22 protein-coding genes are annotated in these 18390 nt (G+C 63.2%); 10 read left to right on the top strand and 12 right to left on the bottom strand.

Features of this window, described 5'->3' with window-relative positions:
- Window position 1 precedes the first annotated feature (1 nt).
- From ACZ0AI_RS20220 to ACZ0AI_RS20210, 3 genes are all read right to left on the bottom strand, one after another.
- Window positions 2-322, bottom strand: a complete 321-nt coding sequence (locus ACZ0AI_RS20220) for a hypothetical protein (RefSeq protein WP_463565985.1) — start codon at window positions 320-322, stop codon at window positions 2-4.
- 102 nt (window positions 323-424) lie between these two features.
- A complete protein-coding gene (locus tag ACZ0AI_RS20215) occupies window positions 425-628 on the bottom strand; it encodes a hypothetical protein (protein ID WP_463563397.1) in 204 nt (67 codons plus the stop codon).
- A gap of 39 nt (window positions 629-667) precedes the next feature.
- Window positions 668-1261 (bottom strand): type III secretion protein, encoded by a 594-nt coding sequence (locus ACZ0AI_RS20210; protein ID WP_463563396.1) that lies wholly within the window; start codon window positions 1259-1261, stop codon window positions 668-670.
- Window positions 1262-1405: 144 nt separating this feature from the next.
- On the opposite strand from ACZ0AI_RS20210, the gene ACZ0AI_RS20205 reads away from it, so the two are divergent.
- Window positions 1406-2215, top strand: coding sequence for a tetratricopeptide repeat protein (locus tag ACZ0AI_RS20205; protein ID WP_463563395.1), 810 nt, complete (start codon window positions 1406-1408; stop codon window positions 2213-2215).
- Window positions 2216-2229: 14 nt separating this feature from the next.
- Here the strand turns inward: ACZ0AI_RS20205 and ACZ0AI_RS20200 are convergent, their stop codons facing one another.
- The 9 genes from ACZ0AI_RS20200 to ACZ0AI_RS20160 all read right to left on the bottom strand — a co-directional run bounded on the left by ACZ0AI_RS20200 (window position 2230) and on the right by ACZ0AI_RS20160 (window position 9482).
- The gene (locus ACZ0AI_RS20200) at window positions 2230-2628 is read right to left on the bottom strand and encodes a hypothetical protein (RefSeq protein ID WP_463563394.1); all 399 of its coding nucleotides are present in this window, start codon (window positions 2626-2628) and stop codon (window positions 2230-2232) included.
- A gap of 14 nt (window positions 2629-2642) precedes the next feature.
- The gene (locus ACZ0AI_RS20195) at window positions 2643-3887 is read right to left on the bottom strand and encodes a type II and III secretion system protein family protein (protein WP_463565984.1); all 1245 of its coding nucleotides are present in this window, start codon (window positions 3885-3887) and stop codon (window positions 2643-2645) included.
- 29 nt (window positions 3888-3916) lie between these two features.
- Entirely contained in the window at window positions 3917-6052 is a 2136-nt protein-coding gene (sctV, locus tag ACZ0AI_RS20190; RefSeq protein ID WP_463563393.1) for a type III secretion system export apparatus subunit SctV, read from the bottom strand.
- Window positions 6049-6390 (bottom strand): tetratricopeptide repeat protein, encoded by a 342-nt coding sequence (locus ACZ0AI_RS20185; protein WP_463563392.1) that lies wholly within the window; start codon window positions 6388-6390, stop codon window positions 6049-6051. Before ACZ0AI_RS20185 ends, sctV begins: the two co-directional genes overlap by 4 nt.
- Window positions 6387-6758: a hypothetical protein gene (locus tag ACZ0AI_RS20180; RefSeq protein ID WP_463563391.1), complete on the bottom strand. Its 372-nt coding sequence runs from the start codon at window positions 6756-6758 to the stop codon at window positions 6387-6389. The genes ACZ0AI_RS20185 and ACZ0AI_RS20180 overlap by 4 nt, the downstream gene beginning before the upstream one ends.
- A gap of 182 nt (window positions 6759-6940) precedes the next feature.
- Complete coding sequence (locus ACZ0AI_RS20175; protein ID WP_463563390.1) at window positions 6941-7894, bottom strand: SctD/MshK family protein; 954 nt, start codon at window positions 7892-7894, stop codon at window positions 6941-6943.
- Window positions 7895-8035: 141 nt separating this feature from the next.
- Entirely contained in the window at window positions 8036-8197 is a 162-nt protein-coding gene (locus ACZ0AI_RS20170; RefSeq protein ID WP_463563389.1) for a hypothetical protein, read from the bottom strand.
- A gap of 423 nt (window positions 8198-8620) precedes the next feature.
- Window positions 8621-9073: a GNAT family N-acetyltransferase gene (locus ACZ0AI_RS20165; protein ID WP_463563388.1), complete on the bottom strand. Its 453-nt coding sequence runs from the start codon at window positions 9071-9073 to the stop codon at window positions 8621-8623.
- Window positions 9066-9482, bottom strand: coding sequence for a DUF4345 domain-containing protein (locus ACZ0AI_RS20160; protein WP_463563387.1), 417 nt, complete (start codon window positions 9480-9482; stop codon window positions 9066-9068). Before ACZ0AI_RS20160 ends, ACZ0AI_RS20165 begins: the two co-directional genes overlap by 8 nt.
- 152 nt (window positions 9483-9634) lie before the next feature.
- On the opposite strand from ACZ0AI_RS20160, the gene ACZ0AI_RS20155 reads away from it, so the two are divergent.
- The 9 genes from ACZ0AI_RS20155 (at window position 9635) to ACZ0AI_RS20115 (ending at window position 18349) form a co-directional block, all read left to right on the top strand.
- Window positions 9635-10069 carry a DUF411 domain-containing protein gene (locus tag ACZ0AI_RS20155; protein ID WP_463563386.1) on the top strand — a complete coding sequence of 145 codons (435 nt, stop codon included), beginning with the start codon at window positions 9635-9637 and terminating at the stop codon, window positions 10067-10069.
- Window positions 10070-10094: 25 nt separating this feature from the next.
- Window positions 10095-10955, top strand: coding sequence for a KPN_02809 family neutral zinc metallopeptidase (gene ypfJ / locus ACZ0AI_RS20150; RefSeq protein ID WP_463563385.1), 861 nt, complete (start codon window positions 10095-10097; stop codon window positions 10953-10955).
- A 96-nt stretch (window positions 10956-11051) separates the two neighbouring features.
- A complete protein-coding gene (locus tag ACZ0AI_RS20145; RefSeq protein ID WP_463563384.1) occupies window positions 11052-11615 on the top strand; it encodes a hypothetical protein in 564 nt (187 codons plus the stop codon).
- 63 nt (window positions 11616-11678) lie between these two features.
- Window positions 11679-12746 (top strand): dTDP-glucose 4,6-dehydratase, encoded by a 1068-nt coding sequence (gene rfbB / locus ACZ0AI_RS20140; protein WP_463563383.1) that lies wholly within the window; start codon window positions 11679-11681, stop codon window positions 12744-12746.
- The gene (gene rfbA, locus ACZ0AI_RS20135) at window positions 12743-13612 is read left to right on the top strand and encodes a glucose-1-phosphate thymidylyltransferase RfbA (protein WP_225835866.1); all 870 of its coding nucleotides are present in this window, start codon (window positions 12743-12745) and stop codon (window positions 13610-13612) included. Before rfbB ends, rfbA begins: the two co-directional genes overlap by 4 nt.
- Window positions 13612-14157 carry a dTDP-4-dehydrorhamnose 3,5-epimerase gene (gene rfbC / locus ACZ0AI_RS20130; protein WP_463563382.1) on the top strand — a complete coding sequence of 182 codons (546 nt, stop codon included), beginning with the start codon at window positions 13612-13614 and terminating at the stop codon, window positions 14155-14157. Before rfbA ends, rfbC begins: the two co-directional genes overlap by 1 nt.
- Complete coding sequence (rfbD, locus tag ACZ0AI_RS20125; protein ID WP_463563381.1) at window positions 14154-15023, top strand: dTDP-4-dehydrorhamnose reductase; 870 nt, start codon at window positions 14154-14156, stop codon at window positions 15021-15023. Before rfbC ends, rfbD begins: the two co-directional genes overlap by 4 nt.
- 126 nt (window positions 15024-15149) lie before the next feature.
- On the top strand, window positions 15150-16967 hold the full coding sequence (locus ACZ0AI_RS20120; protein ID WP_463563380.1) for a sensor histidine kinase: 1818 nt from the start codon (window positions 15150-15152) through the stop codon (window positions 16965-16967).
- A complete protein-coding gene (locus ACZ0AI_RS20115) occupies window positions 16964-18349 on the top strand; it encodes a sigma-54-dependent transcriptional regulator (protein ID WP_463563379.1) in 1386 nt (461 codons plus the stop codon). The genes ACZ0AI_RS20120 and ACZ0AI_RS20115 overlap by 4 nt, the downstream gene beginning before the upstream one ends.
- Window positions 18350-18390: the final 41 nt, after the last annotated feature.

Genomic DNA, 18390 nt, shown 5'->3' with positions numbered 1-18390 from the left:
TTCACTGGCCCCTTAGCAGGGTGTTGGCAGAGCCGGAAATCTGCGTGGCGCCACGCACCACCATCTGGGTTTCGATGGAGTAATCGAAGACACGGCTGAGGGAGCCGACCAGACGATCGATCTGCTGTTCGTTGACCTTGCCCGGCTCGACGCCAGCGCCCTTGTCTACTGGCGAGTTACTGACGTAGGGCGTGCGCTCCACGGCAGCAGCGTCGGAGAAACCCCGCGAGCGGTCGATGAAACCGTTGAGACGCTCCATCAGGTTTTCGCCGATCTGGTTAGGGCTGGCACCTTGCGGCATGCCCTTGGCCTGGCTGGCCATGTGCTCGAACAGGTTCTGCGATACCTGGGCGACGTCTTGGCCGGCGGCCGAAGGGGCCGCCGTGGCAACTGCTGCGCTGACTGTCATGGCCGATCCCCGTGGTTATTCTTCATCGTCCGCGGTGGCTTCCTTGAGGATCTCCTGAGCTCGCGGCATGATCAGGAACTGGCCGCCCAGAATGATCGCCTGGGTAATCATGCTATCGGTGAGTTCCTCCTCGGCCTGTGCGTTCTCCAGCGCCTGGTCGAACTCGGCCTCAGGGGTGTTCTCTACAGTGCTGTTGCCATCTACCGAACTGACTGCCATGGGATCTCTCCTTTCACCTGGATGTTGAAAAGCTACCTGCTATTCGTCCGCATCCTTGACCACCTGGATGCCGGCGCTACCGCGAAACACCCGCACCCCCCGTTCGCGAACCACTTCGGGTTCCGCTACCACCGGGCTCTGCAGTTGATCGATACGTTGCTGAACCAGCGCCATGTAGGGCGGCGGCCCGGAAATCAGCATGCCGTCCCCGTGGAAACTGCTGCGCAGGGACAGGTGCTTGCCTGCTACACCCAGCTCGTCCAGGGAGGTCTGCAGCTCGTCGAGCTGGAAACCGCTGGGTTCGAACTGGCGAATCTCGATCTCTTCCTCACTGTTCACGTGCAGCATGTTGCCGTCGAAAAACCAGGTCAGGCCGCTGTTGCCACACAGCGCGTCGAGAAACTCGCCAGCGCTGGAAGCACGTAGATTGCTCTGTGCGCGCCCCTTGACCCGGTTGGAAATTGCCATCGGCAGACCGAGGTTGCGCCCGAAGGCTTCCAGTGCACTGCGCAGATCCTGGTTGATCACCACGTAGGCGTAGGGCTGTTCGTACCACTGTGGCGTTGCCTCGGCGCGAGCCAGCCCCGCACTACCCGCCAGTAACAGCAGAGCCAGCGCCAGGCCGCGCCTCATGGAACCACTATCGGCGCAGGCAGGGCGGTGAAACAACCGCTGGCCGGCAACAATCACAAGATTTCGCAGCCGCTTCACATACCCCGCCGAAGATGGCTCTATAGAATGCCCAGCACGTGCCGGATCAACCCAGGAGCACCGCCTTTGCCGTCGATTTCCCCCCGCCACATTCTGCTGCTCGCCAGCTTCGCCCTGCTGGGCGCCTGCAGCAGCAACGCGCCCAGCAATGCGTCCGCGCCAGCGGGTGATGATGCCTACCAACGCCTGATGAAATTGGCCGGCGACGTCGAGGCGCGCGGTGACCGCGGTACCGCCGCGACGCTTTATCAGCGCGCCGCCGAACAGCCCGGCGCCGGTTTCGAGGCCTGGCAGCGGCTCGGTGCCGCTCGCCTGGCCGGTGGCAACCTGCCGGGTGCCGAACAGGCCTACCAGAAAGCCGTCTCCCTGGAGCCGGACAACCCTGTCGGCCTGCTGGGTCTGGGCACTGCACAACTGCGCCTGGGGTATCCGGAGCGCGCCCAGCCGTTGCTCGCCAGTGCTGCCGAGCAAATGCCGGACAACGTCCAGGCCTTCTCCCGGCTTGGCGCAGCCGAGGCGCAGCTGGGCAATATCGTCGCCATGCAGCATGCCTTCGCTACAGCCAACAAACTGACGCCCTCGGATCTCGATGCGCGCAGCAACCTGGCACTGGCCTACGCCCTCAACGGTGATAGTGCCAAGGCCTTGCGAGAAATCGATGGCGTCGACCGTGCACCCACCGCGCAACCGCGTCACCAGCGCGCCGCGCTGCTGGTTCAGGTGCTGGCCGGCGCACAAGGTAAACCGGCCAGCGTGCAACTCGTCGGTGTCAGCACAGCCGAGCGTCAGTCGCTGATCGCCGAAGCGCAGCGTATCGCTGCCATCGCCGACCCCGCCGAACGCGCCCGAGCACTGGGCCTGAGCGCCAACAAATAGGCGCTGCCGGGGGCTCATCGCGCACCACCTGAGATAGCGTTCTGCGCCGCCTGTTCCTGTCGACGGCGGCGCTTCTCCTCGGTCTCGAAGCCCTCCAGATACGACTGCGCCGCCCGGCCCACGGGCGCCGCCAGTGTCGGCCCGGTCTCGCGACCGCGCAGCACATCACCACGGCGCTCAACCATGCGCAACAGGTTGGCGTTATTGGCACAGCCAAGTGGCAGCGCCAGCACATCCTCTTCTGGTATCAGCTGGCCGTCGCCATCGTAGCGTCGGCACGCCTTGGGGATCAGCAGGCTGCGGCCTTCGGCATCGACCACCCGCTCGAAGCCAGTCTCGTAGGCCAGCGCTTTCAATTCGGTCTGACACGCAGCGAGCAGAAGACAGACGCCAGACAGACTTAAACGAATCACGGCAGCACTCCCGTTCATTGCAGATAGAACCCGAAGGCACTGCTTCGCGTTGGCGCCTGCGCATGCATGCCGTTGGCGCGATCGAGCGGCGTGAGCATGGCCTGGGTCTGCATCGGCTCGACCAGATAAGGCGTGATCAGGATCACCAGCTCGGTTTCGTTCTGCTGGAAGCGCTTGGAGCGGAACAGGTTGCCGAGGATCGGCATGTCACCGAGCAGCGGGACTTTCTCCAGATCCTGGGAGTTCTCTCGCTGGAACAGGCCGGCGATGGCGAAGGTCTGCCCGCTGCCCACCTCGACGCGGGTATCGGCGCGGCGCACGCGGAACGACGGCACGCGGAACCCGGACACTTCCAAGGTGCTGCCGCCCATCAGGCTGCTGACTTCCGGGCGCACCTGCAGGCCGATGCGGTCGCCCGGCAGCACCGTCGGACTGAATAGCAGCGACACACCGTAGGACTTGTATTCGATGCCGACCAAATCGCTGTTTACCGGCACCGGCACCGGCACTTCACCGCCTGCCAGAAAGCTCGCCGTTTCACCGGTCATGGCGGTGATGTTGGGCTCGGCGAGAATCTCCAGCACGCCGTTGCTCTGCAGCGCCTCGAGCACGGTGTCGATATTGAAATTGCCGCTGTCCAGGCCGGCGCTTATCAAGTTGGAGGCGCCACTCGCCGCTTCCGCTGCCAGGTTGCCGCCGGTGAGCAGGCCGAAGGAAAAGGTGCCGTTGTTGAATAAGGCATTCCAGCTCACGCCATAGCGCAGCAGTTCCTCGCGAGACACCTCGGCGAAACGCACGCGAATATTCACTTGCGCCGAACCCGGATAGGTCGCGGTGTTCACCGCGCCCTGCCATTCCTGCCCGGTAGGGTCGAGCATGGCATTGAGATCCAGCGCCTCGCCGACGCTGCTGACCTGGCCGCTGGCCGCCAGGCGATTGCCCACGCCCTTCACTACGGCGCTGCTCTGTGGATAGCGACTGCGCAGCGCGCTGCTGATCGGCCGCCCATTGCTGCCGACGTTGATCTGCAGCGAGGCTATCTCCCGCTCGTCGCTGCCCAAGGCCACCAGCGTGGTGTTCCCGGCACGCTTGCCAAACAGGTAGATGACGCCAGGCGACACCACCTGCAGGTCGGCAACGCCCGGCTCGGCGACCATCACCGCATCCACGGGCTCGGCGAAACGCATGATGCGCCCCTCCCCCGTCGCCAGCTCGATGCTGCCCTCCCGCGGCGACTGCGCCACAGCCAGCAATGGCATGCAGCAGAGCAACAACAACAGCCCACGCATCATGTGGCACCTGCCAGAGCAGGTGCCGGTTGGCTTTTTTCCGCCCGCGCAGTAGCCGGCGTACCGATCACCTTGATCGCCTGCAGGCTGTATTCAGGAGCCAGTTCGGTAAAGGACAACACGGCCATCTCCAGTTCGTCACGCATGCACAGGCGCAGGATCCGGCGGCGTAACTCCGGGTGCACCACCAGGGTCGGTTTGACCTGTTCGGGAAGTTGCGCGCACTGCTGACGCAGCGCCTTGAGCAGACCGCGGGTGGCTTCCCGAGCGCGGATTTCGCCACGCCCGGTGTCTTGCTGACGCGCGGCCTCCAGCAGTTGAGCCTCCAGGGCCGAGCCAAGCACGAAGGCGGCGATCACCCGTTTTTCATCGGCATGCTGATGGCTGATCTGGCGCGCCAGCGCGGTACGCAGGTGGTCGCTGAAACGCCCGACATCACCCTCGCGACCGCCCCACTCGACCATCGCCTCGAGCAGCGCCCGGCGGTTGCGGATCGATACCCCCTCTGCCACCAGACGGCGAAGGGCATCGGCGATACGTTGCAAGGGCACCGCACGTAGGGCTTCCTTGACCAATTCGCCATGGCTCTCCTCCAGATGGGCGAGCAGCTGACGGGTTTCCTGAATACCGAGAAAGTCCCCGGCGTAACGGCGCAGGGTACGCGCCATCACATCACGGAGAATTTCGTCCGGGCGCAGATAGACGATGCCCGCATCGCTCAAGTCGGCCTGGTGCTCGCCGGCGATCCATACACCGGGGCGGCTGCTCAGCGGTGATGCGCGCTCCTCGCCCTGGATGTCGAGCAGTTGCAAGTGCACGGGATCGTCGCGCAGCAGCACCTGAGCAGGGTTCAACTCGCCCTGATCTACCGGCACGCCTTCCAGCTCGACGCGATAGCTGCCAGCCGGCGCAGCCATGTCGACCAGCACCGACGGCATCGGAAATTCGATGCCCAACTCGTTGTGCAGATCGTGGCAGAGCACCTCGAGGCGCTGCTTGAAGGGCTGCAGGGGCACCGCTTCGGCCAGCGCCGAACCGAGGGACAGCAGCACCCGTGAATCCGCGGCGGCTGATCCCTCGGCTTCGTTTTCCGCCTCGGCCTCGACAGCAGTCTCCTCGACCACCTCGGGCAGCGTCATTTCGGCCTCCAGCTCACGGTTCTGGCGCCGCCGCAGCATCCAGGCGCACAGACCGAGCACCGCTGACAAACCGACAAACACGGCGGCTGGAAAACCAGGAATAAAAGCCACCGCGAGCAGAATCAATGCCGTGATCGTCAGTGCACGCTGACTATTGCCCATTTGGCGGATGATCTCGGTACCCAGGTCGACCTGCTCAGCCTCGTTGTTGACCCGGGTGACCACGGTACCGGCCGCGACAGCGATCAGCAGCGCAGGAATTTGCGAAATCAGGCCATCGCCGACGGTGAGCAGCGAGTAGGTGTGGCCCGCGTCGGCGAACGACATACCGCGTGACAGCATGCCAATCAGCAGTCCGCCGATCAGGTTGACAAAAAGAATGATCAGGCCGGCGATGGCATCGCCTTTGACGAACTTCATCGAACCGTCCATGGCGCCGAACAGCTGGCTCTCGCGCTGCAGGTCGGAGCGCCGACGACGGGCCTCGTTGGCGTCGATGTCGCCGTTACGCAAGTCGTTGTCGATGCTCATCTGCTTGCCGGGCATGGCATCCAGGCTGAAGCGTGCGGCCACCTCGGCAACTCGCTCGGCCCCCTTGGTGATCACCACGAACTGCGCCACGGTGATGATCAGAAAGATCACCAGCCCCACCACCACCTCGCCGGCGATGACGAACTTGCCGAAGGCTTCGATGATGTGCCCTGCATCGGCGTGCAGCAGGATCAGCCGTGTGGTGCTGATCGACAGGGCCAGGCGAAACAGCGTGCTGAGCAGAATCAGTGCCGGCAGTGCCGACAACTCCAATGGCTTTCTGATGTAGAAGGCCACCACCAGCACCAGAATGCTCAGGGCGATGCTGATACCGATCAGGGTATCGACCAGGTAGGTCGGCAGCGGGATGATCATCATCACGATGGCCATCATCATAAAGGCGATGACCACCACCTCGGTGCGCTGCGCGGCCATGCCCGCCAGGGCGCTGAGGCGCGCCATCATGCTTCACGCTCCTGGCGCAGTTGCCGGTAGCGGGCGAAACAGCCGCGTGCCTCGGCGTGCTGGCCGGTGCTCCACAGGGCACGGCTGCGCAGCAGCAGCCAGGCCGCCGACTCGCCCTGCAGCGCATGCAGACGATCCAGGGTACGCAACGCCCGCTCGCCATCGCCGATGGCGGTGAAGGCGGCAGCCAGGCGGGCCAGCAACACTTGGTCGTCAGGGTTCAGTTGTACGGCCAGCAGCAACAGCACCAGCGCGCGCTGCCCCTGACCAACCCGCAGATAGAGATCGCCCAGGCCTTGCAACAGCTTGGCGGCATCATGATCGTCGCGCTGCATCATTCCCCCGTCTCGGTTTCGACCCGTTGCCGATCCAGAGCCTGACGGGTGTCGAGCTCTTCGCGGACGAGGGCCATGGCCAGCGTTCTGGTTTCGCCGTCGAGCGGCAGCGTCGGCAAGATGCGTTCGAGAATGTCTTCTAGAATTTCCGCGGGCCGTGAACCGGCGAACAGACCAGGCTCCACACCAGCAGCCAGCTCCAGCGCCTGCAGGTCATCCTGTACCGATGGCAGTGGCGGCGTGCGCGGCAGGCTGGGCTCACGAGGAGCTGGTGAAGGCTTTATCGATGTAGGTAGCAGATCAGCCGTTCGGTTACTGGCCTGCGAAGCTGAATCGACATGTGCCAGTGGAGCGCGTGAATCGATCTTCATGCTGAGGGTGTGCTCCTATTCCAGCACGAGACGCGTTGCCGCGAGAAACCTCGCCAGGCTAGGCGGAGGACGCCGGTAATGGTTATTCCCTTGCCAAGTCCGCCAACGACGCATGGCGAGGTTTCCCGCGCAACCCGAAGGGCCGGGCCCGTTTTGCCGCGATGCTGGAATAGGAACACACCCTACCCCTCAGGCACTGGCGAAGGCCCGAGTGTGAGAGCGAAGCGCTCATCGCCAAGCGCCAACACCACCTGACCGTCCTCGATACGCTCGAGCTTCCAGCCACCTTCCAACGGTGCGCCGGGATACAGGCGTGCACCTGATGCGTTGATCACGTAGGGGTTGTCGCCGAACCATACGGCCTGGAAATTGACCCGTGGGCGGGCGGCGTTTTCGCGCACGCTGACGTCACCGCGCAGTACGTACTGGCGCCCGTAACGGCCATCGAAGTACTGCTGCAAGGCCAGCCAGTCCTGCTTCTGGCCAGGCTCCACGGTGCCGCTGACGCGCACCTGACCGGCACTGGCATCGAGCTTGAGATTGTTCAGCCCGGCGGCCTTGGCCTGGCTGGCCAAGTCGGCGCGTGCCAGTTGTAGTGACGCTGCCTTGGGCGCCTCTGCCGGCTGTTCCTCGGCAATAGTCAGGCGCTGCAGCGACTCGGGCTCGGAGGCGTACATCGGGGTGTCGCGCAGCATCGCCAGGGCGCCCGCACAAATGAACATGAATAGCGCGGCAATGGCCCATTGCGCCTTGCCGTACCACACGGGATTGGCAGCCGAACCTCCGCGCTGAGGCATGGCGAGGCGCAGAGTCGCTTCGCCGATGCGGATATCCACAGGCAATCGACCGCGGTAGCCGTGACCGCGCGCGATCGTGGTTTCACGCCCGCCACGGATCACCCGAACGTCGCCGCCGGTGGCCTCCACGCCGACGTGGCGGGCACTGAAACGCAGGGTCAGGTGACGCTCCGCAACGCCGGCGTCACGCAGCATCAGGTTCGCCGCAGTGCCACTGCCGATGCTGTACACCGCTTCATCAAGCGGCAGGGATACGCCACGGTGGATGCCTGCGGTCACATCCAGACGGGGCTGGTCGCCGCTGTTCGGCAGGACGGAACTAGAGGCTATCGCAGTCATATGACTCACCAGGGCTCAGGGATCGCGCTATCGAGCGACATATCCAGCCAGAACGGCCAGACCACGCACTCGATGGAAAAGGTGCCGATAACGGCGCAGACACAGGTTGCAGGCGACGCCAAGCGCCGCCTGCAGCCCGGGTCAGTTCTGCGGACGCTGCTTGGTAGCGTCGAGCTCGGCTTTCTTGGCCGTGGTGATCTCGGTGATCTTGGCGGATTTCTCGATCGCCATATCGAACACTGCGGACATCTTTTCGATGGCGGCGTCTGAGTTGCCACTGTTTACTGCAGGAGTCTCAGCCATGGGATATCTCCAAACGAATCTAAGGGTAGTAATTGGCGGCACCACCAGCGGTGATAACCGGTTTCAGGAAAACCACCTCGATGAGCGGGCTTTCCTGCAACGACTCGAAGCCTAGGGATGGATGGCCAAGCGGTGTTGTTAAAGGTTGTTAAAGCTTGTAGATAGGCGTTTAACAGGGGGAGTGCCCGTGAACTGGTCGATACTCCAGCGCAACTATAGCGAAAGGCTTACACGACAACGCGCGGGTTCGCTCTCGCCGACAGATCGATGACGCCGTAATCTAGCCACATTCCTGCAGCACAGGATGTGCTCGGGGTCATGGACGACGTGACCATAGCCAGGATGGCAGCCGACAGGATGTTGGCATTGGTCAGTAAAAGCCCGCTTCGGCGGGTTTTTTATTGCCTGTCATAAAGTGGCGCATCAAAGGTCACGCGCCATCACCAGTGTGCGTTCATCGTTGTCCACAACCTCGCGAACCAAGCTGTAGCCTTGCGCGGCATAAAAAGCCCTGGCCGTCAGCGAAGAGGGAACAGATAACCGCCGCACGCCTGCCTGTAGCGCAGCCTGCTCGATCGCACACATCAACGCTCGGCCAATACCGCGCCCTTGCACAGCGGGCGCTACGAAAACCGTTCTCACCACCTCACCATCCAGACTCGCGGTGCCGACGATAACGTTTCCGAGCTCAGCCACCAGCACCAAACGGATCGCAAGCAGTTGCACAATCGCAGCGGGCGTAAAATTGCCCACCACGCGCTCGATCACCGATGGTGGATAGTCCAGCGCATTGCTTTGTCGCAAAGCCCGGACGATAACCTCGCTTATCGCCTCGGCATCCGCAACGCAGGCTGCCCGAATATGAAGGTCACTCATCTGCTACACGTAACGGTGGATTGCGACGCACACGCAAACGCTGCAGCGCCCAACCGGCAAGACCGGCTGATACCATTTCGAACAGCGCCGCCCAGAGGTTGAAGGTCTGCTGCGCGCCACCATCGAGCCACATACCGACAATGCGGCCCAGTGCCAGGCTGACGTAGAGCACCAGCAGTAACGTCAGCGCCGGGCGAGTCAACTCGCGCAGCCACAAACCCAAACCGAGAAAGACCGCCACCCCCACCTGTAGGGCGCCGTAATAGGCCCGAACATCGGTCACCGCCGACGCCTCCATCAGCAACATACCGCTGATTGCGCCCATCTCTTGGGGGCGCAGGAAATAAGCCACGCCAAACCCGGCGAGCACCAGGATCTGCACAGCGAGAAACACACGGGCAAACAACATGGCATGACTCCTTTATTCACAGGCAGTGAGCATAGGCCACTCACCGCGGCCGCTGGAAGGCGTTGGCGCAGCATGCCCCAGTCAAGCCATCGGGTGAGGTAAATCCTCCGGCACGGCGCTATGCTCGTTCATCATTGATCAGGATTCTCAGCATGCGCCCACTGCTTCTGCTCGCCGGCCTATTCGCCGGTATCGCCCAGGCCGCCGAGCCGCCCACCATCGACGTGCACCGTGATGCCAACTGCGGCTGCTGCAAAGGCTGGATCAGCCACCTGCAAGACAACGGTTTTCAAGTCAACGATCACGTTGAAACCGATATGCACGCGGTCAAGCAGCGTTTAGGCGTACCCGAGCACCTGGGTTCCTGCCATACCGGCGTGATCGACGGCAAGTTCGTCGAAGGCCACGTTCCCGCGGCAGACATCCTCACGCTGCGCCAACGCCCGGATTTACTCGGCATCGCCGCACCCGGAATGCCCACCGGCTCACCGGGTATGGAGCGCGGCAATATCCGCGATGCCTATCAGGTCATCGGTCTGGACGCACAAGGCGGCGAAAGTGTGGTCAGTAGCTACCCGGGCAACTGAATCGCCCTCTTGAAAGGACATCCCCATGCGCTGGAAACGAGCACGACGCAGTGACAACGTGGTGGATGCCCGCGGTGGTGGGTCACGCTTCGGTGGTGGCCGCGGCCTGGGCTTGGGCGGTATCGCCATTGTCGTGGTGGTCGGCCTACTGATGGGCCAGGATCCGCTGCAGATATTGGGTCAATTGGCGGGCCAGTCGGGGGGTTACTCCAGCAGTCAGACGGATAATCCTGCCGCCAATGACGAGCAGTCGGAGTTCGTGCGGGCGGTGCTCGGAGATACCGAAGATACCTGGCGCGAGATCTTCCAGTCCGCCAATCGCCAGTATCAGGATCCAACCCTGGTGCTGTTCGATGGCGGCGTGAACTCGGCCTGCGGTTTCGCCAGCTCGGCAGTTGGCCCCTTCTATTGTCCGGGCGACAAGCAGGTCTACCTGGATCTGAGTTTCTTCCGCGATCTGGAACAGCGCTACGGCGCGGCTGGCGACTTCGCCCAGGCCTACGTGATCGCTCATGAGGTCGGCCATCACGTGCAGACCCTGCTGGGCGTCTCCGCCAAGGTCAACGCGGCGCGCCAGCGCGGTGAGAACCTGGAGGGTGCCAACGGCCTGCTGGTTCGCCAGGAGTTGCAGGCCGACTGCCTGGCCGGGATCTGGGCACACCACGCACAACGACGCCTGGACTGGCTCGAGCCCGGCGATCTGGAGGAAGCGCTGAACGCCGCCAACGCCATCGGCGACGACCGCCTGCAACAGAAATCCCGTGGGCAGGTAGTCCCGGACTCCTTCACCCACGGCACCTCGGCACAACGCGTGCGCTGGTTCACCACCGGCTTCGAAGGCGGCCAGGTCAATGCCTGCGATACCTTTTCAAGCGCACAGCTGTAAGCGTCTAGACTGGAGGGGCACGCCGTTCAATCGGCATGCCCCTTCACGGTTGCCTGGATCGGCAACCGCCCCACTCCACGGACAAGGAATGTACCGATGCCTATCCGCAATGACCGCGTCATCCACAATACCGAAGACAAAGGCTGGTGGTGCCACCACGGCCTGCATCTGGAGCGCAGCTTCGTCGAGCTGTGTAGCCGCCACCTGCGGCTAAGCGCGATGGAAAACCCGGAAAAATCGCATAACCCCTACGCCCCGGATCTGCTGGTCGAGGGTCGGCTGGCCGATCTCAAGGTTCAAAACACACCTTTTTTCGTCAGCGCCCGCTATGGCCTGGATCCTCGCCGTACAGTGACTTTCAACCGTAAGGACTACGAACGCTATTCGCGGCTTTATCCACAGATCGACATCTATTACTGGGTCGATTGGACGCAAACCGAATCACGCTTCGGCCGTGTCGACTACCTAGCCGGCATCTATCGACTGCCCTTTGCGCAACTCGCCAAGCTGATCGAAGCATCCGCGCCAGAGCACTTCTACGCGCACCGCATGCACGACACCCAAGGCAACGCCAAGTCTTCTTTCCTGCTCGATCTGGATCGCTTCGAGACCCTACTGGAGCGCGATACGATCACTGCACCGCAGATCGGCCAGGGATGACCGGCTGTACGCAAAACCCGGTGGGCAGGCATACTTCACACTTTTACCGTCGGGCTATCTTCAATGCGTATTCTCGTCACCGGCGGCGCGGGCTTCATCGGCTCCGCGCTGATTCGTCACCTGATCAACGATACCGATCATGAAGTGCTCAACCTCGACAAGCTGACCTACGCCGGCAATCTGGAATCCTTGCAGCAGGTCGAGAACGATCCGCGTTACAGCTTCCTGCAGGCCGACATCGGTGATCAGGCCGCCGTGGCCGATGCCCTGCAGCGTTTTCAGCCGGATGCCATCATGCACCTGGCTGCCGAGTCCCACGTCGACCGTTCCATCGACGGCCCGGCGGCGTTCATCCAGACCAACATCGTCGGCACCTATGCTCTGCTCGAGGCCACCCGCGCCTACTGGCTGGGTCTGGACGAGCAGCGTCGTCAGGCGTTCCGCTTCCACCACATCTCCACCGACGAGGTGTACGGCGACCTGCACGGCGTCGACGATCTGTTCACCGAGCAGACGCCCTACGCCCCCAGCTCCCCGTACTCGGCCAGCAAGGCCGCATCGGACCATCTGGTACGCGCTTGGCAGCGCACCTATGGCCTACCGGTGCTGCTGACCAACTGTTCGAACAATTACGGCCCGTATCACTTCCCTGAGAAGCTGATCCCGCTGGTCATCCTCAATGCTCTGGATGGCAAAGCGCTACCTGTGTATGGCAACGGCCAACAGGTACGCGACTGGCTGTTCGTCGAGGATCACGCCCGGGCCCTGCTGCAGGTGGTCAGCCGCGGCGCGGTTGGCGAGACCTATAACATCGGCGGCCACAACGAGCAAAAGAACCTCGACGTGGTGCATGCCATCTGCGACCTGCTCGACGAGTTGCAGCCGCGCGCAGCGGGCTCCTACCGCGAACAGATCACCTTCGTCACCGACCGCCCCGGCCACGACCTGCGTTACGCCATCGACGCCAGCAAGATCGAACGCGAGCTAGGCTGGACGCCGGAAGAGACCTTCCCCAGCGGCCTGCGCAAGACCGTACGCTGGTACCTCGACAACCTTGACTGGTGTCGCCGCGTACAGGACGGCAGCTATCAACGTGAACGGCTCGGCGCCCCCAAGGAGCAACAACAGTGAAAGGCATCATTCTCGCCGGAGGCTCCGGCACCCGCTTGCACCCGATCACCCTGGGCGTGTCCAAGCAGTTACTGCCGATCTACGACAAGCCGATGATCTACTACCCGCTCTCAGTGCTGATGCTGGCTGGCATCCGCGAGATCCTGATCATTTCCACGCCCCACGACCTGCCACAGTTCCAGAAGATGCTTGGCGACGGCAGCCAGTTCGGCCTGCAGCTGAGCTACGCCGAACAACCCGAACCAGATGGTCTGGCGCGCGCCTTCATCATTGGCGAGCAGTTCATCGGCGATGACTCGGTATGCCTGATCCTCGGCGACAACATCTTCCATGGTCAGCACTTCACCGAGAAACTGCTACGTGCCGCGGCAGCGGACAAGGGCGCCACGGTGTTCGGTTACTGGGTTCGCGATCCCGAGCGCTTTGGCGTGGTGGAGTTCGATGCACAGGGCCAGGCCATTTCCATCGAGGAAAAGCCGGCCCAGCCGCGTTCTCAGTACGCAGTGACCGGGTTGTATTTCTACGACAACGACGTGATCGAGATCGCCAAGGCGGTCAAACCCTCGCCGCGTGGCGAGCTGGAGATCACCGACGTCAACAATGCCTACCTGCAACGCGGTGATCTGCGCGTAGAACGCCTCGGTCGCGGCTTCGCCTGGCTCGATACCGGCACCCACGACAGCTTGTTGGAAGCGTCGCAGTACGTGCAAACCATCGAACATCGCCAGGGTCTGAAAGTCGCCTGCCTGGAAGAAATCGCCTATGGGCAGGAGTGGATCGACCGCGACCGCCTGCTGCTGCAGGCCAAGGCGTTCGGCAAAACCGGCTATGGCCAGTACCTGTTCGGTCTGGCCGAGGACAATTGATGCAAATCATCCACACCGAAATCCCCGATGTACTCATTCTGCAACCGAAGATATTCGGTGATGAGCGGGGTTTCTTCTTCGAGAGTTTCAACGCCCTGGCCTTCACCGAAGCGACCGGCCTGAACCCCACCTTCGTGCAGGACAACCACTCCCGCTCGCAGCGCGGCGTGTTGCGCGGCCTGCACTATCAGGTGCAACAGGCCCAGGGCAAGCTGGTGCGCGTCACCGCAGGCGAGGTGTATGACGTTGCCGTGGATCTGCGCCGCCAGTCGCCGACCTTCGGCCAGTGGGTCGGTGCTCACCTTTCCGCTGACAACAAGCGTCAGATGTGGGTACCGGAAGGCTTCGCCCATGGTTTTCTGGTGCTCAGCGAATTCGCCGAATTTCTCTACAAGACCACCGATTACTACGCACCGGCCCACGAGCGCTGCATCCGCTGGGATGATCCCAAGCTGGCCATCGACTGGCAGCTGCAAGGCGATCCCAAACTCTCGGCGAAGGATCAGCAGGGCCTGCGCTTCGACGAGGCCGAGCTGTTTCCATGAAAATCCTTCTGCTCGGCCAGTACGGCCAGGTCAGCCGAGAGCTGCAATTGCTGCTTAGTCAGCATCACGAACTCATCGTACTGGGCAGAGAGCAACTCGACCTTGCCGATACCGGGCGCATTCGTGAAGCCGTACGCCATCTGCGCCCAGAACTGATCGTCAATGCCGCCGCGCACACCGCGGTCGACGCGGCAGAAAGCGAGCCGGACGCTGCCTTCGCGATCAATGCCAGCGCTCCCGGAGTGCTCGCCGAGGAAGCGGCCGACCTCGACGTACCGCTGATCCACTATTCCACCGATTACGTGTTCGATGGCAGCAACCCCGCCGCCTACCACGAGGAAGACACGCCCAATCCGCTGGGCGTCTACGGGCGCAGCAAGCTGGCCGGCGAGCAGGCCATCGCCGCGGTCGGCGGCAAACACCTGATCCTGCGCACCAGTTGGGTGTATTCCCTGCACGGTCGCAACTTCCTGCTGACCATGCAGCGCCTGTTGCAGGAGCGCGAGCAGCTCAGCGTAGTCGCCGATCAGATCGGTGCACCGACCTGGGCCGGCAGTATCGCCGCCGCCACCGCTCAGTTGATCGAACGCTGGCAAACGCAGCAGACCGCTGCCTGGGGCCTCTATCACTTCACCGCTCGCGGCGAGACCTCCTGGTTCGGCTTCGCTGAAGCCATCGCCGCGCAGTTGCAGGCCCAAGGCAAATCCGTCGCACAACTGAAGCCGATTGCCACCAGCGACTACCCGACACCCGCCCAGCGCCCGCTCAACTCGCGGCTGGATGGCACTCGCCTGGAGCGCGACTGGGGCGTACGCCTGCCGGACTGGCAGGATGGCCTGCTGGAGTGCCTGAGCAGTCCACGCTGACGCCGTCCCGTAGCCTGGGTTGAGTGCAGCGATACCCAGGGCCTTGGGTGTCGCCACGTTCGACCCGAGCTACCAGGCTGAAAGCTTATGCGCTCATAATGCCCAGGTCTTCCCGGCGCCTATTTCATGAACACGATTCCCACCACCATGCCCAAACGCCCACGTTGGCGCAGCCTGGCCCTGCTGGCGCTGCTGCTGGCGCCGCTGCTGTGGCCACTGCAGCACCTTGCCGAGCGTTACTACCGCGCCGAGCTGACCGAGCAGAATCGTCAAACCCTCGACCTGTACGTGGCCAACCTGCTGGGCACCTTACGCCGTTACGAAGTGCTCCCACCGATTCTCGGCGACCTGCCGGGACTGCGTACCGTACTGGCCACGCCGGGAGACGAAGCCGCCCAGGCTGCGGCCAACCAGTTGCTCAAGCGGGTGCGCCAGCAGACCGGTGCCGACGTGATCTACCTGATGAACCCTGCAGGCGAAACCCTGGCCGCCTCCAACTGGGATCAGCAGGACACCTTCGTGCGCGGCAACTTCGCCTTCCGGCCCTATTTCCAGGAGGCCCTGGCCGGCCGCCTGGGGCGCTTCTTCGGTCTCGGCACCACGTCTGGCAAGCGCGGTTACTACTTCGCCTCCGCCGTTTACGATGGTGCCCAGAAGATCGGCGTGATGGTCATCAAGGTCGATCTCGACCACACCGAAAGCCTGTGGGGCAATACCCCGGAGCAGTTGCTGGTGACCGACGGCAATGGCGTGGTGATCCTCACCTCGCGACCGGACTGGCGGTTTCACGCCAGTCGCCCGCTGGACAAGGCCGAGCGCGCCTCCATCGCAGCCATCCAGCCGTATCCGACCCAATCGCCGCCACCCCTGCGACTGGATGCCGACGTCTGGCTGACACAGAGCCGAGTGCTCGACGAAACTGGCTGGAGTGTCAGCATTCTTGCCCCGCGCGTGGTGCTCGACCGCTCGGTACGTACCGTGGTGGCCATCGGCGGCGGTACCCTGCTGGTGCTGATTTTGCTGCTCGGCCTGATGATGCAGCGGCGCCGTCACTACCTCGATCGCATCGCCCTCAGCACCCGGGCCCGCCAGGAACTGGAGCAGCGCGTGCAGGAGCGTACCCAGGATCTGGAACGCCTCAACAGCCGCCTGAAACAGGAAGTCCTGGAACGCGAGCAAGCCCAACAGGAGTTGGTGCAGGCCCAGGACGAGTTAGTACAGGCCAGCAAACTGACAGCCCTGGGTACCATGAGCGCGAGCATCAGCCACGAACTCAATCAACCGCTGGCGGCCATTCGCAGTTATGCCGAAAACGCCGGTGTGCTGCTCGACCACGAGCGCACCGAGGACGCCCGCGGCAACCTCAAGCTGATCAGCCAGCTCACCGAGCGCATGGCCTCGATCATCGCCCACTTGCGCGCCTTCGCCCGCCGCGACCGGCACGCTCCGGAAAGCGTGGCTCTACAGCCGGCCCTGGATGATGCCCTGGCACTGCTCGCCAAACGCCGTCGGGCGATGGATGTGGAACTGATCCGCGACCTACCCGACGCCACCCTTTGGGTACAGGCCGGCGAAACCCGCCTGCGCCAGGTGCTCAGCAACCTGTTGGCAAATGCCCTAGACGCCCTTGGCGAACGGGCGCAGCCGCGGCGCATCTGGATCAGCACCGAGCTGCACGACAATCTGGTCGAGCTGCACCTGCGCGACAACGGCCCAGGCTTCTCCGAGACCGCTCTGGCCCATGCCCGGGAACCCTTCTTCACCACCAAGACCAGCGCCCAGGGCCTCGGCCTTGGCTTGGCGATCTGCGACACCCTGATGCGCGCCCTGGGTGGCGAGTTGCTGTTCAGCAACCATCCCAAAGGAGGCGCTCACCTGATCCTGCGCCTGCACACCGCCGAAAATGGCGTGAACATCCAGCCGCCCGAGGACTTCGCCGTATGACCACCATCGACGCCCGTACCCAGGTTCTGCTGATCGACGACGACCCGCACCTGCGCCAGGCCCTCAGCCAAACCCTCGATCTGGCAGGCCTCAAGGTTACCACCCTGGCCGATGCCAAGGGCCTCGCCGAACGCATCGAACGCGACTGGCCCGGTGTGGTGGTCAGCGATATCCGCATGCCTGGTGTCGACGGTCTGCAGTTGCTGCAGCAATTGCACGAACAGGATCCCGAGCTGCCAGTACTGTTGATCACCGGGCACGGCGACGTACCGCTGGCCGTACAGGCTATGCGCACGGGCGCCTACGACTTCCTGGAAAAGCCCTTCGCCAGCGAGGATTTACTGGAAAGCGTTCGTCGAGCCCTCGCCCTGCGCCGCCTGGTGCTGGACAACCGCAGCCTGCGCCTGGCCCTGGCCGACCGTCAGCAGCTCTCCGGACGGCTGGTCGGAAACTCCCCCGCCATTCAGCGGTTGCGCGAGCAAATCGGCTCCCTCGCCAGCATCAGCACCGATGTACTGATCCTGGGCGAAACCGGTGCAGGAAAAGAAGTTGTCGCTCGCGCCCTGCACGACCTGTCGAATCGACGCGACGGGCCTTTCGTAGCCATCAATGCCGGCGCACTGGCAGAGTCCGTGGTGGAAAGCGAACTGTTCGGCCACGAGCCCGGCGCCTTCACCGGCGCGCAGAAGCGCCGTATCGGTAAATTCGAATTCGCCAATGGCGGCACCTTGTTCCTCGATGAGATCGAGAGCATGAGCCTCGACGTACAGGTCAAACTGTTACGCCTACTGCAGGAACGCGTGGTCGAGCGCCTGGGTGGCAACCAGCTGATTCCCCTGGATATCCGCGTGATTGCCGCGACCAAGGAAGACCTGCGCACCGCCGCCGATCAGGGTCGCTTCCGTGCGGATCTTTATTACCGCCTCAACGTCGCGCCATTGCGTATCCCGCCACTGCGCGAGCGCGGCGAGGATATTCTGGTGCTGTTCCAGCATTTCGCCGACACCGCCAGCACCCGCCACGGCCTGACGCAACGCGAACTGCAGCCCGGCCAGCGGGCCATGCTGTTGCGCCATCCCTGGCCGGGTAACGTGCGCGAATTGCAGAACGCCGGCGAGCGCTTCGCTCTGGGGCTGGATCTCGGCCTGGAGTTGACGATTAACAGCCAGCCGCAGAGCGCCCCATTGACCGGCAGCCTCAGTGAACAGGTCGAGGCCTTCGAACGCGCGTTGATCGCTGCCGAGCTGACCCGCAGCCACGGCTCATTGCGCAGCCTGGCCGAAGCCCTCGGCGTGCCGCGCAAGACCCTGCACGATAAATTACGTAAGCATGGGCTGAATTTCGCGGACGCTGGCGGTAGCTCGCCAGACGACGCCGACTGAATAGGCGGATTATTGCCGAGTATTCATCATCCCTGCCAACC

The organism is Pseudomonas sp. AC355, from assembly GCF_979258205.1.
Note: the sequence above shows the minus strand (reverse complement) of the source record. Positions and strands in the feature narration are given on the sequence as shown.